Origin of the sequence: Paenibacillus sp. DCT19 (genome assembly GCF_003268635.1) — a bacterium.
In the GTDB taxonomy this organism is placed as follows: Bacteria; Bacillota; Bacilli; order Paenibacillales; family Paenibacillaceae; genus Paenibacillus.
Window position 1 is genome coordinate 5,938,532 of sequence record NZ_CP029639.1, and the last position, 23,860, is coordinate 5,962,391.

General features: G+C 43.3%; 14 protein-coding genes and 1 pseudogene. All 15 read right to left on the minus strand.

What is annotated here, in order from left to right:
- Nucleotides 1–44 precede the first annotated feature (44 nt).
- Nucleotides 45–1,247 (minus strand): methionine adenosyltransferase, encoded by a 1,203-nt coding sequence (gene metK, locus DMB88_RS27055; RefSeq protein ID WP_128103769.1) that lies wholly within the window; start codon nucleotides 1,245–1,247, stop codon nucleotides 45–47.
- Nucleotides 1,248–1,503: 256 nt separating this feature from the next.
- Nucleotides 1,504–1,779 carry an alpha/beta-type small acid-soluble spore protein gene (locus DMB88_RS27060; protein WP_128103770.1) on the minus strand — a complete coding sequence of 92 codons (276 nt, stop codon included), beginning with the start codon at nucleotides 1,777–1,779 and terminating at the stop codon, nucleotides 1,504–1,506.
- 148 nt (nucleotides 1,780–1,927) lie between these two features.
- Nucleotides 1,928–2,524 carry a hypothetical protein gene (locus DMB88_RS27065; protein WP_128103771.1) on the minus strand — a complete coding sequence of 199 codons (597 nt, stop codon included), beginning with the start codon at nucleotides 2,522–2,524 and terminating at the stop codon, nucleotides 1,928–1,930.
- Between the two features lie 168 nt (nucleotides 2,525–2,692).
- Nucleotides 2,693–5,308 (minus strand): hypothetical protein, encoded by a 2,616-nt coding sequence (locus DMB88_RS27070; protein ID WP_128103772.1) that lies wholly within the window; start codon nucleotides 5,306–5,308, stop codon nucleotides 2,693–2,695.
- Between the two features lie 126 nt (nucleotides 5,309–5,434).
- Entirely contained in the window at nucleotides 5,435–9,025 is a 3,591-nt protein-coding gene (locus tag DMB88_RS27075; RefSeq protein WP_128103773.1) for an immunoglobulin-like domain-containing protein, read from the minus strand.
- 516 nt (nucleotides 9,026–9,541) lie between these two features.
- Entirely contained in the window at nucleotides 9,542–9,883 is a 342-nt protein-coding gene (locus tag DMB88_RS27080) for a hypothetical protein (RefSeq protein WP_128103774.1), read from the minus strand.
- Nucleotides 9,884–10,087: 204 nt separating this feature from the next.
- Entirely contained in the window at nucleotides 10,088–14,053 is a 3,966-nt protein-coding gene (locus tag DMB88_RS27085) for an S-layer homology domain-containing protein (protein ID WP_128103775.1), read from the minus strand.
- A 166-nt stretch (nucleotides 14,054–14,219) separates the two neighbouring features.
- Nucleotides 14,220–15,346, minus strand: a pseudogene (locus tag DMB88_RS27090) (glycosyltransferase family 4 protein).
- Between the two features lie 394 nt (nucleotides 15,347–15,740).
- Complete coding sequence (locus DMB88_RS27095) at nucleotides 15,741–16,499, minus strand: WecB/TagA/CpsF family glycosyltransferase (RefSeq protein ID WP_128103776.1); 759 nt, start codon at nucleotides 16,497–16,499, stop codon at nucleotides 15,741–15,743.
- Nucleotides 16,500–16,506: 7 nt separating this feature from the next.
- Nucleotides 16,507–17,697, minus strand: coding sequence for a polysaccharide pyruvyl transferase CsaB (csaB, locus tag DMB88_RS27100; protein ID WP_128103777.1), 1,191 nt, complete (start codon nucleotides 17,695–17,697; stop codon nucleotides 16,507–16,509).
- Nucleotides 17,673–19,694 carry a DUF5693 family protein gene (locus DMB88_RS27105; protein WP_128103778.1) on the minus strand — a complete coding sequence of 674 codons (2,022 nt, stop codon included), beginning with the start codon at nucleotides 19,692–19,694 and terminating at the stop codon, nucleotides 17,673–17,675. The genes csaB and DMB88_RS27105 overlap by 25 nt, the downstream gene beginning before the upstream one ends.
- Nucleotides 19,695–20,027: 333 nt before the next feature.
- On the minus strand, nucleotides 20,028–21,746 hold the full coding sequence (locus DMB88_RS27110) for a phospho-sugar mutase (RefSeq protein ID WP_128103779.1): 1,719 nt from the start codon (nucleotides 21,744–21,746) through the stop codon (nucleotides 20,028–20,030).
- A 46-nt stretch (nucleotides 21,747–21,792) separates the two neighbouring features.
- Nucleotides 21,793–22,224, minus strand: a complete 432-nt coding sequence (gene fabZ, locus DMB88_RS27115) for a 3-hydroxyacyl-ACP dehydratase FabZ (RefSeq protein WP_128103780.1) — start codon at nucleotides 22,222–22,224, stop codon at nucleotides 21,793–21,795.
- A gap of 529 nt (nucleotides 22,225–22,753) precedes the next feature.
- Nucleotides 22,754–22,975: a DNA-directed RNA polymerase subunit beta gene (locus tag DMB88_RS27120; protein WP_128103781.1), complete on the minus strand. Its 222-nt coding sequence runs from the start codon at nucleotides 22,973–22,975 to the stop codon at nucleotides 22,754–22,756.
- A gap of 12 nt (nucleotides 22,976–22,987) precedes the next feature.
- Nucleotides 22,988–23,827, minus strand: a complete 840-nt coding sequence (locus DMB88_RS27125) for a flagellar hook-basal body protein (RefSeq protein WP_128103782.1) — start codon at nucleotides 23,825–23,827, stop codon at nucleotides 22,988–22,990.
- Nucleotides 23,828–23,860: the final 33 nt, after the last annotated feature.

The window sequence follows — 23,860 nt, forward strand, 5'->3', positions numbered from 1 at the left end:
CCAAGAGCTTTCTTCAGATCGTTCTCATATGTTACTGGATTAACTTACAGACCTGCTTGAGATTTCAGAAGATCTGCTTTGTCCACTTGCTCCCAAGGTACATCCAAGTCTGTACGGCCAAAGTGACCATAAGCAGCGGTTTGTTTGTAGATTGGGCGACGCAGATCCAGCATACGGATGATGCCAGCCGGACGAAGATCGAAGTTGTTACGTACAAGCTCAACCAATTTCTCTTCGCTGACTTTGCCTGTTCCGTATGTATCTACGTTAATCGATACCGGATTGGCTACACCAATCGCGTAAGCGAGCTGGATTTCTACTTTGTCTGCAAGACCTGCTGCTACGAGGTTTTTCGCCACGTAACGAGCTGCATATGCAGCAGAACGGTCTACTTTTGTCGGATCTTTACCAGAGAACGCACCGCCGCCGTGACGTGCATAACCGCCGTAGGTATCTACGATGATTTTACGTCCAGTCAGACCTGCATCTCCCTGTGGTCCGCCAATAACGAAACGTCCTGTTGGGTTGATGAAATATTTAGTCTGCTCATCCAGCAATTCAGCTGGTACAACAGGCAAGATGACATGTTCTTTGATATCCTTTTGGATCTGCTCAAGCGTCGTTTCTTCCGCATGCTGGGTAGATACAACGATCGTGTCCACACGTACTGGCTTGTCGCCATCGTATTCGATCGTTACTTGAGTTTTACCATCTGGACGAAGGTATTCTAATGTACCGTCTTTACGCACTTCTGCCAGACGGCGTGCGATGCGGTGAGATAGTGCGATTGGCAAAGGCATAAGTTCAGGTGTTTCATTCGTAGCAAAACCGAACATCAACCCTTGGTCACCAGCACCAATATTTTCTGTTTCGCGCGCAACTTGCTCAGGATCACGGTGCTCAAGAGCTGCGTTTACGCCCTGTGCGATATCAGCAGACTGCTCGTTCAGAGAAGTCAGTACGGCACAAGTGTTATAATCAAAACCGAATTTCGCACGTGTGTAGCCAATATCCTTAATCGTATTACGAACGATGGACGGAATGTCCACGTATTCAGACGCTGAACTGATCTCACCGATGACAAGCACAAGACCTGTAGCTACGGAAACTTCGCACGCCACACGAGCGTTAGGATCGTTCGCAAGGAACGCGTCCAACACGGCGTCCGAAATCTGATCGCAAATTTTATCCGGATGTCCTTCAGTTACAGACTCCGAAGTGAATAGATGCCGGCCTTTAATAGACATTGAAGTTTCAACCTCCCATAACGAGTAGTATGGCGATTGCCCGAACAAAACATTTACGGTGGTTCGTTCACTGTACCCTCGAAGCTTTCCAGTCGGAATAAGGACCCAGAGTCCTAAGTTACGAAGATAAGGATTTTTCAGGTAATTGCCCTAATAAAAAATCAACCTTCTCCTACCATGGAAAAGGTTGCATACCTAACTGCCATCTTATCGTATTTGTCAAGTAGTGTCAAACATTGTTGATATGAAAGAAAAGCTATAATAAGTGCTGCTCTGCCTGGCGAATCAGCCTTTTGGTGATCTCTCCACCGACGGATCCGTTCTCACGGGAAGTCAGATGTCCCCAGCCTTTGTATTGACCATAAGAATGATTGATCTCGCCCAGCTCAGAGCCAAACTCAGTATCTGCACCTGCAAGACTGCCTCTACCGCCATACCCCACATTAAGACCAAACTCCGCTGCAATTTCATACTTCATCTGATCCAGCATTTGTCGACTTTGCGGTACCACTTTGCGGTTGCTTCTAGCCATCGTTCCTGCACCTCCGGTTATTGGTTGTTTACAGGTTTAGATTGATCCAGAAGCAGGCTGGCTAGCCGTATAAATGTTTGTTAGAACTGGTTAATCTGCGCAATCCATTATACATAATCATGAATAATTGCTACTACTTATGCACACTCTATTTCAGAGTATATCCGCCGCGTACCATCACAGTCAGGCTGTATTTGTTACCGTCAAGAACGGCAATACCGCGCCCATCCTTTGGAAAAGAAAGCAGATGATTGGTCGGTGCCTCTTGACCATTCGTCAGGTCTACCCCGTCCGTCAGATCGGCTACACCATTCGTACCCTCACTGACGATCACAGCTTTACCGCTACGTACAATGAACTCCGCGCCAGTTGCACCGATAAGCTGTTGACCAGGCTTCACCATAACAATCTCCAGCGATTCCGAAGCACCGGATACTAATGGAGGAAGCGTCGTATCTCCACCTGTGCTACCTGTAGAAGGTGGAGTTGAACCTGTACCGGACCCACCTGTGTTGCCTGAACCAGCGTTGCTGTTATCACCACTAGTATTTCCACTTGTCGGAATTTTACCGCCCAAGGCTTGTTGAATCTGCTGATCTACATAACTTTTGGTCACCACCGGATCGTCTGCTGTTCCCGGTTGAATTGTCCCTGCACCAATTGCCGTATTGCTGTATACCGACCCAACCCACACGCCAACACCAATGGCCAGCGCCGCCAGGGATACTTTCATATAAGGTTTCATCTGTCTATGTTCCTCCTCTGGTAATCTATCTAATATTTACTATAGAGAAAAAAGCGCGATGCGACAAGCAAAACCTCGTCTCCTTTACACTAGAGACGAGGTTTTGGATGCCTACCTGGCAAATTGATAACTAAAATCTCTTAATACAAGTAACTTTGTTTTATTACCTTATTCAACCCCACCCTCAGGGATCACAGGTGTTTCAGGTTCTTCTTTCGGTAGCTTGGATACATCATACCCATAAGCTTGATCCGCAATTAACAGACGTTGTCCTTGGAATTGGTCATACAAAGCTAGTCGATATGAGCCACCTCTTAATTTTTCGAAGAAGCTATCCTCTACACTCCAACTTAATGTTTGATTGCTTCCCACTTTCACATCTGTTCCTGGAGTCAGTTCTTTCTCGAATACTTTCCCATTCTGAGCAGTAAAGGTAAGAATCCATTTGTGTTCGTACTCAGCCATCTCGATCTCTTCACTGCGATCTAATGTGTAATTCATGTCGACTTGTACAGAATTACTGCCCACCAGATAAGCACGTACGCTGTTAGCAGTTAATGCATACGGATAAAGATCAATATTAGTAAAGTTACCTTGAACACTTATAGTAGTAGGCGGTACCTCGAATGCCATTGCATTCACATAAGCGGTAGCTTCTCCATCTCCAGTAACAAACTTGCTATCCGCAATACCTTCACCTACAAGCAGACGCAAATCTGAGAATGTAACTGACTTCGGCAGTTTAGCCGAGAACGTAACAATTGACTTCTGACCTGGCCCAGGAGAACGTTCGGATTGCTTAGACGTTGCTTTGTAATACTGACCATCTGACGTTTTAAAATAACCTACTAATTTGCCAATGCCATTCTGACGGAGTGATTTATTGGTCATCTCAAACTCAGTATATACAGTATCTGACGAGGTTCCAGGATAACGGATTGTTCTACGTACACTCATTTCAGTCTCTTTATCCGTAGCTCCAGTTGTGTAAGTCTTGCCCGCTCCCACGTATGATACAGGTTGGATCAATCCCGACGTATTCAAAGTAATCCATTCATTCGTTTCTTCTTCACTTATCTTCTCAATCAGACTTACCTCTAGACGTCCCATACGCAGTTCTGAAGGTATCTTCGTCAATAGGTACGCTTCGGTACTCATACCCGCACCAAGGAGCTTTCCACTTTGAGTGTAGATCAGTTTCTTGTCTCCATCAATCTGAGCCGAATCAATCGTAAACATCGCTTCAAGCTCTGGAAGCTGTACTGTTTTAGTGCCTGCATTACGAATTGTAACTTTAGCCGCAACAATATCACTATCTAGCCATGGTAAGCGTTGTAATGAACCCAAGGATACACCGAATGTTCCTTTATTGTTCTTAATCACGGTTTCCGTTGTTAGACCATCCCCACTTGATACAGACTCTGGAATAGCATAGATTCCAACAGGGTAAGAAAATACAATCGGATTAGACGGACTCGTATTTTCAGTAGTCTCATTCTTATCTACTGGACTCATTACATATAACTTATTCTGACTTGCATCACCAATTCCTTGAATCGTCGTATTCAATTTAATCGTCTTGATATCTCCTGGATTCAACTTCAACGATTCTAATGCTTTCGTATCAATAGGATAAACGGTACCATCCTCAGTACGAATTTCGAAGGTGTACGTAGGCACTTTAATTGCCTTCTTACCTTCGTTTTTGAATACAAATTGCATGTTTAAATCGTAGTCACTGTCATTTACACGTATTTTCGCGGATTCAAGCAACGTTGATAGTCTTTGACCTTCAACAGAGATGATGTTAGGTTCATTCTCTGTGGTTTCAACGTTTGAGGTGCTTGCTTCTGGTAGTTGAAGAGCTGCTACAGGAAGTGCTGTCTTCTCTTCACCCTGTTCTTCCACCAGTAGTAGTTCTGATTTTAATAACTTTACTGAGGTAGGCAAGGATGCCATCAAACTAAGCGTCTTGTTCGCTTGAGCTTGAATACTAATACTTGCGCTATCTTTGTCTGGAGTTAAAGGATAATTAGTTCCACTTGGGGTACGTAAAATCCACTTAATATTTGGGTTTTCAAGTAATTTATAACTGATATTATTGAGGTTAACACCGACTTTGACATATTGATTCTTGTTTTCCCCAGGGAAAATCTTGATACCTGATACCTTCACTTTTACAGATGAGTCATTCAGACGAACTGTTTTTGTTTTACCTACAGGTGTGGTAATGCTATAGGATGCAGGAACATTAAATTTCCCGAGTGTACTTTCATAGTTAGGTTTACTGAAATCCCACTTTACGATCAGGAAATTCAGATCACTAAGCTTTACTTCGCGTCCAACCTTCATTGTATAGGTTAGATCTACACTTGATCCAGCAGCGACGGTTTTCTTTTCTTGATCCTTAGCTATTAATTTGGGGGAGAAGCTAGTTCCACCTTTTGTTTTCACTTTGCTCCAGTAATCGAGCATCATTAATGGTTTGCTATCATTATTCTTATATGTCAGTGTGTACGTAACCACATTGCCATCATCTTGAGAGAGAATGTTTACGTCAGTTAATCTAACTGAACTACGTGCAGTTACCTTCACAGGGGACAAGTTCCCTAAAGTATGTACTACCTTGTTCTCTGATGCTGGTTTACTAGATGTAATATTCGAACTATTGGTAGTTGTTTTGTCATTATTATTACCCGCATTCGCTGCAGCTGTAATTCCAGCAGTTGAACTCAAAACCAAGGCACTCGCCAAAAGACTCACTAAAACTTTCCTTTGCTCCACTTCCAAACCTCCCATAAGTTGCTTGTTGCTTTATAGTATAAACGTTTGAGAGAGTGAGAAAGTTACGATCTTGTTTACAAATAAAAAACAAGCTAGCAAAGGCTAGCTTGTTTCCTAGTTTAAAAATTAGTTCACTTCAATGTCATCAATTTCTGGAACTGTTACAGTAAATGTTTTCACATCTGTAATATTTCCTTTAGTGATATTAGCAGTGATTGTTTTTGTAACATCTGGTGCTCCACCAGTAGGTCTAGCTGGAGTAGTATATGAACCACCAGAAACAATTGCTCCATCAACTACCCATGTGATATTTGTACCATTCTCGCCTGTTGCAGGCAAAGTAATTGTTGCATTTGCAGCGCCAGCTTGAGCTGTAGGAACTTCAAGTGTCAAGGCTGCCTTAGCTGCTGCAACAGCTTCAGTGTCAGTTGCTGCATTTTTAGAAACTGTTACTTCTGTAGCAGCACTTGCAGTACCAGTTCCAGCTGCAAATCTTACAAGATATGTGCCAGGATCTACTACAATTTCAGAAGAACCAGCTGCTACAGAGCTGTAAGAAGGAGCTCCAACTGCTTTGTACTCATATGATTTAGTTGTATCAAGACCTTTGATTTTACCTTGAGAAGCAGTAGCAAATGCAGCATTCTCAGTAGTCAAACCAGTTGGAGCAACAGCACCAGCAAGTTTAACACTGATTCCATCGAAGTCAGCTACAGTATTGCCAGCTGCATCAACAAGAGCTTTTGCATTTTTAACAATTACACGATAAGCAGTTTCTGAAGAACGAGTATCAGCATCGTTCACAGCAACAGTTACAGTGTGATCGCTGTTAAGAATAATTTCGAATTCACCTTTAGTAGCGATCAGTTCTTTGTTGTCAAAATCACGAATCACTTGGAAGTCGCCAGCTGCGAGCTCTGGAGAAGCTGCTGTAACGTTCTCAGAGAAGGAGATTTTGAACTGATTATTATTAGTTCCTACTTTAGGGAATGGATATACATTCACATCTGCACTTGGTTTCAATGCCACAGGCTTAACGGAATCCTTAACATTGGCAACACCTGTAGCTGTGCTTACAGTAATAGTTCCAGTAGCCGGAGCGTTTCCTGCAGTAGTAACCAATTGGCTCAGGTTAATTTTAAGATTCAGATCGCTTGCATCAGTAGCAAGATCACTATTAAATTTAACGCGAACTGTGGAAGTACCATCTACTTCTACGTTAGATACAGAAGGTGCATTTGTTCTATCGTTGTAGAATGCTCCTGTACTGTAGTTATTGATACCAGAAGTGAATTTGATTTTCACAGTTCTTCTGTCAACCAATTCAGCTTTACCATCCAAAGCTACAACAGTATCAGCTGTTACAGGTACTTGGTTAGCAGTTCCACCTTGAGTGAATTCTTTCAGAACATTACCAGCTGTACTCTTAACACCCAGAATTGTCAGTGTGTTAATGTTTGTAGTAGTTGTTGTTCCAGTGCCAGATGCCAAACGTACAGTTTTACCATTCAGGCTTTCAGCAAATTTAATCGATACCGCCAGTCCGTCTTGGAATGGAGTAATTTCAGCGATGGAAGAAGTCAATGGCTGGAATTTATCATCGATTGATACAAGATAGTTTGAGTAGTTTGCCAATGATTCAGCATCCATTTTTTTATCAAAAGTAATAACTACACGACGTTCTGCAGTATTTACTGTTTTGGTATCAATTGCTGGAGCAGTCTTGTCAGCCAAGTTCACTTTACCAGTGTAGTCCAAAATAGTGTTTTGCAGTTTAGTGTTGTCTTTTACGTTTTGAATTGTGAATGCATTGTCACCAACAGACAAGTCAGTGTACAGATATACACGTACAACTTTGCTGTCCAAGTTGTCACGAACTGCTTCACGAACTGTAATAGATTTACCATCTTTATCTTTCACAGTGTAGTTTGCATTCGTTTCAGCACTAGCTTCGTTCACTTCTTTGGAGAAAGTAACTTTAATAGTGCGTGCATCTTCTGCAATTACAGAAGCAACTTCAGGACGAACTTGATCAATAACAGGTGTTACAACAACAGAAGTATCTGCAGCGATTTGATTTCCAGAGTAGTCTTTCACACCTTCAACAAAGATCGATACGGAACCAGTTGGAAGGGATTTGTCTACTCCAAAAGTGAACTGCCATTTGTTATCAGCCAATTGTTTTTTGCTAATTGCTGTGATTTTGTCGGAACCGGATTTCCAGTATACTTTAGCAGCATCAACAGTTTCTACATCTACATCCTCAGAGAAAGTAACTGTAACAGTTTCCAATGTTGCAGTCGCTTCAGTGATTGTAGGCGCAGTAGTATCTTCTACAACAGTAATGTCATGAGTGGAAGCCAAAGATACGAAATCAGCATAATCTTTAACACCGCTCACTCCAAGTTTGTGTTCACCAACAGCTAAAGCAGTTGTGCTGTATGGAGTCAAAACTACTGTTCTGTAGTTGTTGCTTACAGTTACTTTACCAAAGTACTCTTTGCCATCCAAAGTAAAGTTTGCTTGACCAACGTTTTTCACTGGCTCACTGAATACCACTTTAACAGATTTTGTTCCCAGAGATTTAACTTCTTTAACTTCTGGAAGAACGTTATCTACAGCAGTGAACTCAACGTTAGTAGCGCTAATTGTAGCTGTTCCAGCTTTAACATTAGCAACAGTTACAGCATCAGCACGGTTGTTAGTCAAAGCACTGTCTTTCAAGAGCAAAGTTACAGAAGCTTGATCATCAGAAAGTGTTGCAGTATCAATCACTTTACCAGATCTCAAAGTGTAGTTAACTACGTTTTCCGCAGAATCTTTATCAACTTTACCATCAAATTGAACTACTACTTCTTTGAGGTTAGTTGCAGCTGCACTTTGTACTTTAGTAGCTGTAGTTACTACATAAGTAACTTTCTCAGTGAATTCTTTATCTTTGTAAGTGAATTTCACTTCAGTTTCTTTGTTAGCTTCAAGAGCTTTATCCAAAGTTACTTTAACGGATTCACCATCGCTAATTTTGAACGTTACAACTTTACCAGCTTCAGAAACTTCGTAAGAAGAAACTTTCAAGTTTTGAGCTTCGTCAATTACGTAAGCTGCGCCTACGAGCAATTCACGGGAAGCGTTAGCTGTGAAGTTAGCGTTAGCATCCAAGAATCCAGCGTTGATTGCTGCTTGAACGTAACCCTTAGCCCATTCAGGAGCACTGTTGTTTGTTTCAGCAGGGATTTCAAGATCAAGTGCACGAGTAAGGATTGTAGCCATCTCGGACACAGTCACTTTGCCGTTGAAGTCGAAGATTTTCTTCTCAACGTTTTTACCTTCCATGATACCTGCAGCAGTTACTGCTTCGATGTAAGGTACAGCCCAGTTTTTAGCTGTGTAGTTTTGATCAGTATAAGAAAGGGTACCAGTGATCTCTTTCAAGCCAAGCAATTTAGTGATAACTTTAGCGAACTCAGCGCGAGTCATGTCTTTTTCAAGACCTGCTGTACCATCTGGATAACCAGAGAAGATACCTTTTGCTTTCAAAGCATCAAACTTTTGTTGTGGTGAAACTGCTGTATCACCGAATGCTACAGATGCAAACATTGAGAATGCCATTGCTGTAGACAAAGCGACGGATAAAATTTTCTTCATAACCTTTTTTTCTCCTCCTTGGGTGTTCATAACATTGGAATTTTCTTTAATAGGGTCGCTCGTATTTCTCATTCTATTGTCGCACCCCCTTTCCAGAGTTCTGAGCAAGTTAATATAAATGATGTCTGTGAGCTATCACAGAAACTTGTAAACTAGTTCATCAATCAGAATCACACATAAATAGAGTAGTTTCCTAATCCTACCTACGTATTATACAATGGGTCTTGCGAGTCGTAAAGCAATTTTTTCTAATAAATAGACAAGATTCTTCACGAGGTCATTCTTGGTAAGTTCCCCAATGTTTTTGACTCTACATCTTAAACGCAGTAGATTCTGAAAAGTTGCGGATTCCACAAAAAAAGTTTTGAATTTATTTATGTACTGTTACCGTGCGGGTCTTCTTGGAATTCAAAACCTCCGCAAACCATTGATACAACAGCATTTCCAACTCTTAGGATTTGTTTTCACTCGAATGCCAACGTTTAAATATACCCTCCATTTTTATCCTTGAACCGACATTTTTCTCAATTTCAAAAATAAAAAAAGCACCCTCGAAAGGATGCTTTTGCGTAAACTTGGCTATATTGGTTAGCGAATTTTCATCGCAAGTTCAATAATTTGGGCACGCATTTGTGGATCACTATTCAATCTCAGATACATATCATCGATCGGAAGTCTGTTCTCACGATATGTTTTCTCATGCTTCATTGTTGTATGAGACCATTCAATTAGTTCATTCTCAGCCAAGACCAAATTATTGTATGCATCATGGAATCCAGTAGACTGTACAAGTCCTTCCATGACTTCCTGAGAGATCTCTTGTGTCTTACGTGTATCTTCCAACTTTTTCTCCAGAATGACTGCCTGCTTCTCGAACTGTGTCTTTGCCTTCATGTAGCCCAACTGAGCTTTGGAATAAATCGGTTTCATTAGCTAACTTCACCCTCTAGATCATTGTGTATTTACCGTTATTGTATCTTAAACTCTAGCAAATTACAAAATTAGTTATTGGTAATAAATCTGTTTCTTCTATTAAAAAAGTGTTCTTTACAGATCGATGAACAGTCATGAAAAGACCTGTCCCTTTTGTGCAAGGGACAGGTCCTTCCTACATACATTGATATCTTATCTAAATTAACTCAAGTTTTTAGGGAATAACTTCGTGCTTTTCTTCAGTAATTCTACTGCAATTTTAGCAGCCTCTGCACGTGTCATATTGCCTTTTGGATTGAATTGGAACTGCGCTTTGGTTGCTCCAGGAACTGTAACTGGGCTGCCCTCCATTATTTTTGCCTTTGTAATAGCAAGTACTGCTGGGCGAGCATAATACTCAATAGAACCTGAATCAAGGAAAGACTTACCAAGCGTGTCTGCTAGCTTAGTATCATTTGTAGCTAACTTCGAGTTCATTGCGCGCGCAATCATAACCGCGGCCTGCTCTCGTGTAATCGGCATCTCAGGTTGGAAATATCCATCGCTCAGACCTTGAACGATACCCGCACGAGCTGCTGTCTCAATAGCTTCGTATGTCCACCGATCTGACTTGGTGTTAATCGATACATCTTGGAAGGTTTGTTGGTTGGCATAGTTCAATGGTATGTCCAGACCTCTAACAAGTAGTGTTGCAAACTCTCCACGAGTTGTTTGATCATCGGCTCCAAAAGAACTTGCTCTTAATGGGTTCATGATTCCTTTAGAGTACAAAGCATTTAACAAATTACGTGCCCATGGGTGATTCGTAATATCAGGATAACTTCTACTTAGTTTCATGACTTTGTAGTACCCGAACTCATCAAATGGTACAGTAATTGTGTGACCTTTAGTATCTACTACTCCACCAATAGGAACCCATTTACCTACATTAGTTTTGTCTGAATATCTAAATACAGTGATCGTAGACCCTACATCATCCACAATAGCAGGATCGTATGCAATGGTTAGAGTTCCTCGTTGCGAAGGCGTTATAACTCTCTCAGCTGCGTATTGGGTAAAGTTCCCCTCTAAGCTATAGGGAGCTAGACCATTCGTTCCTGCGCTATACCCACTTTCGCCTTTATCACCTAGTTCCCCAATCCCCCCATGAATCCAGTAAATTTCCGAGATTGGTGTAAAATTGTTTGTGTTAAGTGTTGAACTGAATAGCCCAGAAAGTTCTGGCGATACAGTGATGAAACTCTGTGCATTTTCACTGCCCTCATCTGGAGAACCAATCCAGTTACCGTAATCGTTCTTTCTCTCTACGATCCCTTTATCTGAATCAGCTATACCAAACAAAATTTTATTATCTGGATAGAACTTTGTCATGTTTCTTACCGTTGTAGATTGCATTACTGTTCCCTTGGGAAGTGATAGTTGCAATCCTTTATTGAATACAGTGTACTTATTGGCTACCTTTGGAGCCATAAATTGAGTGTCTGTTGTAATTGTAGATGTATAGAATACATTTACAGTGTCATTGATAGTTCCACCAGGACGAGTGATTTGAATTTTAATAGCGTTGTTTTTATCAGGTTTCAAACCTACATAATCCAGTACAAAACGATTGTTAGAATCAGTACGTTTGGTAGCAGGTTGCTTATCAATTACGACTTGAGTAGCACCTTCAGCCTCAATATCGAACCTTACGAAGTTTTTGTTAACTACAATCTTATCTCCCACGGTTGGCTGAGGAGCAAGTATACGATAAGACGAAGGCTCACGTACAATTTCAAGTCTTTGAGTAGTTCTGGCACCTGTTCTATTAATAAGTTCAAGTGTATATACGTGTGTACCAGGTGCATCGAATTTCAAATTTTGAATTCTGGCGAAGAACTGATTTTCATTACCTACAAAATCATATGTAGGCATTCCATCATCACCTGTTTTATTCGTTTGCAGTACACGATCGGTCGCTTGTGTATGGGTAAATACCAGTTTGGAACCAAAATAAACATTAGCAATTTGGGCTCCTCCCCCGTTGATCACGAGGTCGTAATTTTCTTCACCTGTTACATATTTATCCTCTTTATATGCAAATTCCGGTGTGACGGCAAAGATTTTTTTCAGTTCATCTTGTGTATAGCTGGTTAAGGCTTTATCCACAAACGGCTGTCTGGCATCCTTAGGAACCAGAGTAGGCATAAAGGTTGTTACGGTTGATTGATTGGTATCAATTACATTAATTCTTAAAGTTGTTGTTATCGTTGTAGGTTGCTTATTCGCATCCTCATCGATTGCACGAATCACAATCGTGTTCTCACCAAAAACAATAGGACCTTCTTTCAGAACTTTTAACTTGATCGAGAAATCTCCATCATTATTTGGGAAGCCCGTTGTCACTTGAGTATATTCAGTACTTTTGAGCACCTTACCATTCACTACAAGTTCTGGCATGAAGTCATTCCCAAGTGTTTTAAAGCCGATGAACTTACCTTTAACTGCAAGCGTCTGTTCAGTACTTCTTGAGTCAAAGCTATACGTCTGTCCGTCTTGCAAGTTCTCCACATAAATCGAACTAACAGAAGAGTAGGAAATTTTAGCTACTTTTGGCAAGTCAGTAGGATCCCCGAAGTAAAATCGTACTTGTTGCTCTCCGCTCACAAATCCTGTGATTTTATAAATCTGCTGAGTTGCGGTCAATTCCATCGCAGGAACTGTCGGTACGGCATCAATCTTCAATTTATTTACACCCGTAGGCAAATATTCACCCAAAAGAGTTGCTGCGTTAATCGCTTTGCTGGATTCAACCAAGATGAAGAATGTATCACTCTTCACTCTCGACCCATCTAATTTAGTTTTTGACTCTACTGGCCCACTTGTGTAGTCCGGCAGATAGTACATATTAAGAATATCTTGAGATCCTGGAGAATATACGTATCCACCCGTAAATCCTGTGCTGAAAGTACCATAAGTCAGATTGACTCTCACTTCCTGATTTTTCTTAACATCAGTTCCACCATCCTCCAGTTCCATTTTGAATGGTGTATCAATTACAAAATCTACGAGTCGATATTCCATGCTCAAGCCATCTGCGCCAGCAATTGGGGTTGATTTGGTTACATGAAAGACAAATGGTGTCGTTTGATCTAAATTACTGTTGGAGATAGTGATTAATCCATTCGTTGGACTAAAATCCAAATTACTTGCTGAATAAGGCAACAAAACTTGTCCTGATAATGTACCTTCTGTTTGACCTGTTATCGTAAAATTAGGATTAGCATCATTCAGAATTGATTGCGTCTCTGTTCCTACCTTAAGATCGAGCTTGGTAAAAGCTTGATTTCTATCAAAGTAATATATCGAGCGCTCTGTTTCAATCGAATTAGATGCACTTGAAATCTTGAATTTCAGCGTATTCAATCCTGCTGTAAGTTTCAATTGTGGCAAGAAGAATGAACCATCTTGTAGCATTTGTGAATCAAAAGAGTCAGTGCCATTTACTGTCACAGATACCTGTGTAGCATTTTGCACTTTACCTTGGATTGATACCCGTTCCGTATTAACTACTGTTTCAGAACCTGCATTCAGATCATATGTCGCATTTCCCGTGCCTCCGGATACTACAGTAGAGACTTTGAAATTCTCAATATATGGAGCTTGATCGTATAAAATATAGAATGTATCCGAACGTTCAACAGATCCCTGCACACCTAAAAAGGTGATTTTGTTGAATCCTGGGAACAATGTAAGGTTATTTGCGTTAAATTTGCTATTACCACTACTATCGGCAGTTACTGCTGTAGTGATAGACTTCGTTTCATCAGGAACCCACTTATCGACGCCACCCACAGTGGTTGAATTCAACTGTTCAACTTTAACTTTCATTGTATCTTTGGATACAAATGAGTACGACCCTGAAATACTTATAGTCGATGTTGTTGTGGTGTATGCGTTACTTCTTGAAAGGAACTCTTTTCCTGTCTGACCTGAGACCAGTGACAAAATAGATGTTTCCCTTAAAACTTTAATATCTGGTGTAAAATACGTCGAATATGCGTTGGAGCCTGTCGTGTCATCGTCCGCAGCGGAAGCAACGGCTCCACCGAACAGACCTTGTGGGAACAATGAGAATACCATGGCGACCAACATGATCCATGCCAACGGCCGTTTCTTATGTTGCATTAAATATCATCTCTCCTTCTTTTAAGTCAGTTAGTGTTATATATCGGTCAGAAGGTTCCAATTATTTAGTAAAAACAGCAAAAAAAACAAAAAACCTTATCCACGAGGGATAAGGCTTGGGGCAGGAAAAATGGTATATATAGCGTTAGGCATATCGTTTATTATGTTATGATTTCGAGCGAGTCTCTGGACTTAGTTTGACGCGCATGCGCATTAGGAAATTAATAACTGGTCTTCTCGTTTTGCTGACTAAGCCAATGACCTCTGCGCCGACCTGTAGGAAGAACATCATGATACAGATCACGACGAACGTCACCCAATTGGCTTCGAACATGGCAGCAGAAGATTGGATAATCGCAAGCACACCGAAGAATGCAGCAATACCGTAGATGATCAGCACCGTCTGGCGGTGACTGAACCCAAGCTCACGCAGGCAGTGATGCAAGTGACCTTTGTCCGGTGAGAAAATCGGCTTCCGTTGTACCGCACGACGAATGATCGCGAAGAAGGTATCCGAGAGCGGCACACCGATGATGATCAGCGGTGTAATGAAGGACACGACTGCAATTTGCTTGAATCCGAGCATAGACAGCATCGCCAGTGAGAACCCGAGGAATAGTGACCCGTATCTCCCATGAAGATCTTCGCCGGATGGAAGTTGAAGAACAAGAACCCGATAATACTTCCGAGCAACACAAGACACATCAAGGCAATCATCATGTTCCCCATCAAGAAGGACATCACGGCGATTGTACCAATGGCAATACCGGATACACCGGCTGCCAGACCGTCTAAGCCATCAATCAGGTTGATCGCATTCGTTACCCCAACAATCCAGAAGATGGTCAGCGGAATCGCTACCCAAGCTTCCAGTGAAGAATACGCATCCTGAAATGGAATGTTAACGAAGTCTACGCGAATATTGAAGCCAAACACAACAACGGAAGCAGCAACGATCTGTCCAAGCAGCTTCACTTTGGCTGACAATTCAAATCGATCATCCAGTGCACCAATCAGTACGATAATGGAACCACCAATTAGAAATGCACTTACAAAACTCATATCTCTTGTTGTAAACCATGCCGACACAAAAGGCAGCAAGGCTGCAACTGTAATAACAAAAGCTAGAAAAATTCCGAGTCCACCTAAGCGTGGCATAATCCGAGTGTGCACTTTACGTGCATTCGGCGTATCCATCGCGCCAATACGTACTGCGAACTTTTTGACAAGCGGTGTCAGGGCAAGAGCCAGTCCCATTGACACGATAAATCCAATGATAAAGATCGCTACCATTTGAACATTCGACCCCCAATTATAATGCCGTGCATAATGTTAAATCCCCTGATCTCTGTTTGAGGTTTTAATCCTCTTTTATATATAAAATTACTTGTTAGACATGTTTAATGAATAATACAATTTGCACTCAACGGAGAGGGCAGAAATAACCTGTAGAAGCGAAGCGTTCGCCTTTATCACCGGATTTCATCCTTCTAGAAGGATAATAAAAGAAATCTGGGGATAACAGCGATCAGAAGGTTATTCTGACATCGTAGTGATACTGTGCAAATAAAAGTGTTTCATTTCAGTGGCACACATGTAATCCAGAACGAATTATACGCTGAACCCCAACGAAACGCCAACCTCAATTTTTAGCAAAAACACGCATTTTTCTCGTATTAGCCTATATTTATTGGGCTTTTGTCACGTTTTCTTTGTCCGTTATGACTTTAAGTGCAAATTTCGGGAGCGCAAGCATTCGACCTGCCCGACTTGGCTCGCGAAGCAAGCGATAGAACCATTCCAGCCTTAATTTCTGGAACAGTTTTGGCGCACGTTTCGTTTTGCCTGAGATGACATCGAAGCTTCCTCCAACACCCATCATCACCGGAACTTGGAGTGTATCCTTGAACTTGTTAATCCAAGGATCTTGATTATCTGCACCCCGCGCAACAAACAATAGATCCGGAGCAGTTTCACGAATTGCAGCCACGACTTGATCATCTTCATCCGAACCGAAGAAGCCGTCACGATAACCTACAATACGAATCGCCGGATACTGCTGTTGTAACCGAACTGCCGTTTCTTGAATCACCTCAGGTGTAGAACCGAGTAAATATACACCCCAACGATAGTTTTCTCCAACGCGCAGCAATTCATGTAAAAGTTCATATCCGGGAACACGCTCAGCTACAGGATCTCCGCAATAATTTGCAGCCCATACAACGCCTGTGCCGTCAGGGACGATCATCTCAGTCGATTGCATAACGCGCATGATGGCTGGATCTTCCATTGCCGCCATAACCATGATTGGATTGGCTGTAATAACATGATGCGGCTGCTTCGACAGCACCGCTTCCCTCAGAACCTCTACTGTCTCACTCATCGGCAATTTGGAAAAAGGAATACCATAGATGGAAACGGTAGGTATAGATCCGATCTCACTCATTATCTTCTCACCCTTTGCGGCCTAAATAGTTGATAATCTGCTGTGCAGGCACTCTGGCCTCCTGCTTCAATTCCGTAATTAATTCTTCATGCTCCTTCAGCCATTGTGACCGCTGATCGAGAAGCTTCGATACATGCTTGGCTAGTTGATCTGCATCAAGCGTGCTTGTGCTACCTACAATATCACTGTCCAGGCGAAGCATGAACTGGTCGATCTTCGGATCGTAGGAGATCCCTACGGGTGGCACGTATTGTGAAGCCGCATAGATGAGACTGTGCAGTCGCATACCAATGACGATATCACACTGACTTACCTCTTGCAGCATGAGCTGTGGATCGGTCAGATTGTCCGTTATGCTGACCTCGCTTCCTTTGTTACTCACATCGCCCATCAATTCCATCACGAATCGTGATGCCTCTTCATCCTTAGGCAGATGGAATGGCATGAACCGCAAATGTACTGCTTTGTGCACACAGAGCTTCTTCAATCCAGCTGCAATAGCCGTAAGCTCTTGGCGATCCGATTCCCAGAAGCGAACCGAAATCCCAATAACGGGAAGTTTTGTATTCCCCGCAGGAGTGTTATTATCGGGAAATTCCTCATTCACCGAAGACTTCTTACCCGATCCCGCCACAACAGACTTCTCTGTTGCTCCATTCTCCGGCAATGGCAGTCCCATTACCGGATCAGGTACAACGTGAATCTGATTCCACTGCAATCCTAGCTGGCGAAGCAGCTCGGCAGATTGCTCATCACGAACCGATACATATTTACAGGCTTTGAAAACGGAACGGATCATCGGATTGAAAATCTTCCGGTTCACCGGGCCGATCCCTTGTGCATATATAAACGTTGGTTTCTTCAACCACTGGGCAAGTTTGATAACACCGAGGTAATACGGGATGGACTTCAGCCCTGTTGCATCCTGCAGCAGGCTACCGCCACCGCTAATTAACCCGTCACTTTCCTTGATAGCTTCTCGAACTTCCTTGAATTTCATACGATGAACAGAACGAACACCATACATTGAAGTGGTCGATTCCGGATCACCGGAGAGCACAATGGGTTCAATGGTGATGCCCGACTTGCGGCTCTCCTCTTCCAGTGCTGTCAGAATTGACTTCAGCACCGCTTCGTCTCCGCTGTTACGGAAACCGTAATATCCTGAGATGACTAATTTTTGAGAAGTGGTGACCATTTTTTCCAACATCCTTCCGCGACTTGCCACACACCCACAGCAATGATCCCGAAGATTAAGCCAAGTCCCAATCCCATCACACCACGAATGAGGGACAACACAGCTGGTGTGTGGATATGCGCAAACGTATCAACCATGGACAACTGTCCAATCGTTGCAAGAATAAGAACAAAAACGAATTTACGATATTTCAATGCAGCGAACACACCAACGATGAACAGTGGGTGTCCTCCCATGAACTCTTTGAATCTTGGACGTACGCCGAAGGTATCTTCAAGCGCTGTACGCAGGAACATTTCAAGTGGTGTAACCGAGCCTGAATTACCTGTACGTGTCAAATAATAATAGCCAGCTGCTGCAGCAATGACTGCCAGCACAACCATCAATACGTTAATTGGCATACGGAGCATTTCCTTGATTTTCTTAATCGAGAAGCTGCCCGAGCCCCGATAAAACACAACATAAATCGCAACCAGTGCGATTGGTGCAAAGTGCAACAGGCTCACGCCTCGGAACTGGTTAATGACCAGACTGTACGTAATGCTGTTAAGCAAAGCGATCACAAACGGCACTGCCATAAATGAAAGAATCGACGTTCTTACATATAGAATGATAGTCTGACCCAAACGACGACCTGCGGACGCATCTGGCTGACGTTGCTGTTGGTAATTTACCGTACGAACGGCAAGTACCATGGCAATCGTCGGTGCCGCAATGGCTACTAGCAATGCGATCCCTTGCTCAAGCAGTGTCGGTTTCAGCAAGAACAATCCGGCACTTCCTACTAAACTTAGCGCGAACACAAGCAGAGTTAGCAATGGTACAAAGTACGATACCATGAGTGTAATCAAGGCAATCGCACCAATCAGAGCAACCAGTTTGGCATAACGCTGAATGGACGAATCCTTCACCGTAAATGCTTCAGCTTGTCCAAGTTCGAATCCGAATTTACCCATACGTTCAACGGCATGACCTGGTTCACCCAGACTGTTGATCAGATTCTCAATTGGATCTGTGATCATGGCTTTGGACGTATTTCGACTTGGTGAAGCATTCATGTAGAGCATGCGAATGTTACGGTCTTTCGTAGCCAATACGAAACGGTCTGCAATGGTATCTACGTCCAGATTGGCATCGGCATCACTCAGGGAATATAGGCGTGCAACATTATAATCAATTTTGTAAGCGAGTGTCTGGAAGCCTGATTGTGGCTTCTTCAGATTCTCAATCGCTGCGAGTCCGATATCATATTTATTGAGCAATTGAGCGAATTGATCAATACTCTTCATCTCCGCATTATCATTGTACCCTTTCACAGCATCCCCATCAAACAAGATGCGTGTAACCCCGTTCTCTTTGAAGAACGACAGTAGTCGCTCCATGGAGGCTTGGTTGTAAGGTACGCTATCTGAGATCCGCGGCAAGATGTGGAAGCCGTGATCACGCAGCATTTTCACAGCAACTGGGTCAGGCTGCAATGGCTGCATGTTGGCATTCTCCGGCGGAGTCTGCAATATTAAGCCGCTACGGCCTTCGTATTCCCATGGAACCACAGGAATCTGGCGGTCAGCGAACGTTTGTTCAATGATAGGGGCATACGTCTGTGCATTCTCTTCATTCGTGAACAGTACATACGTGAAGTTCTCATTCGAAGGAATCACATTCTTCGTCAGATTCGCGAGATCCTGACCGTTATATACCATGATACGGCGTGTCTTTCTCAACTCATCCAGTGTACTTTCGAACACTGCCATGGTTGTTACGCCAGCACCTTTTAGACGTGTTAATTGTTCATTCATAAAATCTTGCGGATGGGCCTGATATGCTGAGATATCCAGCAGACCCCGATAATTGAAGACCAGTTCTACCTTCTTGGCAGAAGACTCTGTCTGCACTCGATCACTAATCACGGGAATGGAGGCTACCAATCCAATGATGACAACAAGCCACAGCCACTTCCGGGAAGCGGTATTCCAATAAAGCCATTTTTGACGCACTATACGTGTACCTCCTCAAGTGTTGGAACCAAAATCCACGTTCAGCTCAAGTAATTCCATCATTCATTCCACTTTTACAATATCCACTCCGATGACAGAATAACCTTCCGATCGCTGTTATCCCCAGATTTTTTTGAACCCTTCATCTAAAGGGAAAATCCGGGGATAAAGGCGAACGCTTCGCTTCTTCATGTTATTTCTGTCCTCTCCGTTCTCATGTAAACGTTAAGTTTAACTCTTCACTCTAAAATAAAAGCCCCTCCGCCAACCAACCTTTCGGTGCGGAGAGGCTTTCTCATGTTCAAGCTACATCCTTTAAAACCTGTAACTGAATTACGCGTCTACACGTGTCATTACTGCATCAGACAAACGCTCGATACGGCTTTGAGCATCGTCTGTGCTCTCACCACGTACAGCAAAGTAAATTTTGATCTTAGGCTCAGTTCCTGATGGACGCAGGCAGAACCATGATCCGTCCGCCAAAATGAACTTGAGTACATTTTCTTTAGGCAAACCGTCTAGGCCGAGAGAGTAGTCCAGCACATCTTGTACTGCGATTCCCGCGACTTCTTGTGGCGGATTGGAGCGCCAGTCTGTCATTTTAGCTTGAATCTGAGCGACTCCATCTTTGCCTTTCAGTGTACGGGACTCCAGCTTCTCCAAGAACGTTCCGAACTGGCGATACAGCTCTTGCAGTACGTCGTACAACGTTTTGCCTTGGCTCTTGTAATATGCAGCTGCCTCAGCGATTAACATGGAAGCAAGGATGGCATCCTTATCGCGTGCATAATTACCTGCCAGGTAACCATAGCTCTCTTCATATCCGAACAAGAACGTATGACTGCCGCTTTCTTCGAATTGATCCATTTTTTCACCGATATATTTGAAGCCTGTCAGGGTGTTCATCACTTCTGCACCATAATGCTCAGCGATGACCGCGCCCAACTCGCTCGTTACAATCGTTTTGATCACTGCACCGTTGCTTGGCAGCTTACCTGTCTCTTGCAGACGACTTAATACATAATGAACCATAATGGCACCGGACTGGTTACCGGACAAGACGAAATATTTGCCATCGTTGTCTTTTACCACTGCACCCATGCGGTCTGCATCTGGGTCTGTACCGATTAAAATGTCTGCTCCAACTGCTTCGCCCAGCTTCATCGCCAGCGTAAATGCTTCGCGTTCTTCCGGGTTAGGGGACTTCACAGTGGAAAATTCCGCATCTGGTTGTTCTTGCTCTGCTACGATGTGCAGTTGTTCGAATCCGATCTGTTCCAATACACGACGTACAGGTACGTTTCCTGTTCCGTGCAGTGGTGTGAAGACGATTTTAAAATCACGTCCTACACCGTCTTGGATCAGTTCACGACTCAAGCTCTGACTCGCCACCGTATCGAAGAATGCTTGATCTTCTTCTTCCCCAAGCCATACGAGCAATCCTTGTGCTTCGGCTTCTTCTTGAGTCAACTTTTTGACATCGGCAAGAGAAGGAACCTCCTGGATGTACTGAATCACCTTCTCCGCTTCATGCGGCACAAGTTGACCCCCTTGGTGGTTGTACACTTTATATCCGTTATATTCAGGAGGGTTATGGCTCGCTGTCACCACAATACCGCCTGTTGCTTGCAAATGACGCACGCTGAAGGACAATTGAGGCGTAGGGCGCAAGGATGTGAACAGCTTCGCCACGATCCCGTTGCCTGCCAGAACAAGTGCAGCATCCAGTGTGAACTCTGGTGAATAGTGACGGGAATCATGCGCAATGACAACAGAAGGTCTGCCTTCTTTGTCACCATGCTGTTCCAACAAATACCGAGCGAATCCTTGTGTTGCACGACCCACCGTGTAGCGGTTCATCCGGTTGCTTCCGGCGCCGATCACACCACGTAATCCACCTGTACCGAACTCCAAATTACGATAGAAACGGTCTTCCAGCTCTTTCGGCTGATCCTGCAAGTCACGAAGCTCCTGTTTCGTCGCTTCATCAATCGAAGCATCCTCCAACCATTGCTGCAGCGTCAATGCTGCTGTTTCGCTTAACTGTTCCATTCCTGCAAACCCTTCCTCTATGTCCATTCAATAAATTACTTATCTCTTAGCTTGGGTCAGACAATGCAAACATGATCTCGCCTTCAGCGACAATTTTATCTTCCACTCTAGCTGTAGCTTTACCTTTACCAATAGAGCCCTTCAGTCGAGTGATCTCCACTTCAAGCATCAGCGTATCTCCAGGCACAACTTGTCCACGGAATCGGAAATTGTCCAGTCCCGCTAAAAATCCAATCTTGCCTTTATTGCTCTCGATGCTAAGCATAGCTACTGCGCCAACTTGAGCCAGCGCTTCTGTAATCAAGACACCCGGCATTACCGGATACTCTGGAAAATGACCCAGGAAGTGCGGTTCGTTAATCGTTACATTCTTCAAACCAACGGCACGCTTGCCCTCCTCCATCTCTACAATCTTGTCCACCAGTAGGAACGGGGGACGGTGCGGAATGATCGCTTGAATCTGTTTGCTATCGAGCACGTTGTATTCTCCTTTCGTGTCACATTTTATATGAGACTCGTGATTAAATATTTTACGTTATCTGCATCTTAGACGCTTCGGGGCGGATCGTTCTTTCGATCGCTGTTGTTTTCTAATTTTATCTGAATATGCTTTTTAAAAGGTTAAAATTAGAAAACAAAGGCGAGTTTATGCTTCCGAAGTAAGCTTTCTTGAGAAAGCTTGTAGCTTTCGCTTCTTCAGAATCGATTCCTTTCCCTACACTACGTATGCTGATATGACAAACATTTAAAAAACAGGTCTCATATAAAATATAGTTATTGTATTTGTTTAAAAAGCGCATTTTCGGTTAACACTAGAAATATCCTTCATGACTGCAGTAGTGAAGGTTGAGATAAGGGGTCTCTCTTGGCGATGATGCATATCATTCGCAGGGGAGGCCTCTTTTGATGCTTAGACGTTAGAAGTCAAACGTCATCCATCATTATACTGTTTTCAACGCCAAAAAGAAAACTCCTGCCTACGCAGGAGTTTTCCCTCATTACACGTCCTATGGAGCGAACACCAGATTATACACATGCTCCCAAGTGCTCCACTCGAATACGGAGCCGATATCCTGTTTACCCAGTACTACATAGCCAGCGACCATACCACCAGCGAGGGCAAGAACAAGCAGAAACGGAACCAGAAACCATCTGGCAATACGCCATCCACTCTTCTTCTTGACTTTCGTCTTATCCGGCTTACTGTTCTGCTGCTCTGTATCTGTCATCACATTCACCTTTTATGCTCTCAAATTGTTGGCTAGACCCGCCATCGAATCACTGGATGTAAGTGCCCGAGCTGCCAACTGATACGTACGCTGTCCTTGCATCAGCAAAGCCATCTCCGAAGTCAGATCCACATTGGACTGCTCCAGATAACCCGCACGAATAGTAGCTGCCGCTTGACGCGTCGCCGCATTAGCTCCAAATACATCATCTTCCGTTAAACCAACGTCCAACCCAAACAGGTTATCGGCAAATTGCACCAGACCTTCTGGACGCTCAATATCAACGAGTTGCAACTGAGCACCAATGGTTGCGTTAGCCGCATTACCTTGGCGGATCAGCAAATTCCCATTCTCATCAAATGCGACCTTGCTATTCACCTGTGCGGTAATTCGATTACCATTACGATCAAGTGCAAAATGCCCTTCACCGTTAACGAGAACCATCATCTGAGGTGCATTCGGGTTCGGGTTCGGTCTCTCATCAGGTACAAAATGGAATGCACCTTGACGTGTCCACATTTTCTGTCCATTCGCTTCCACAGCAAACATGGCGTTGCCTTCAATCGCTAGATCCGTTGGGTTACCCGTCTCATTCAGCGGTCCTTGCGTCATATCCTTCGTAACATCTGACAAACGCACACCAAACCCAAGGTTAAATCCCATCGGTGTAGAACGACCGTCTAGTTGATACTTCTCAGGCTGTTGTTGTACACGAGTCAAAACATCCTCAAACGCTGCTTGCTTGCTCTTATAGCCTGCCGTGTTCACGTTGGCAATATTATCGGCAATGACTTCCAGACGTTGCTGAATGCCAGTCATGGAAACTTTGGCACTAATCATGGAATTATTCATCGGTGGTTTACCCTCCCCACTACGTGGTTATAT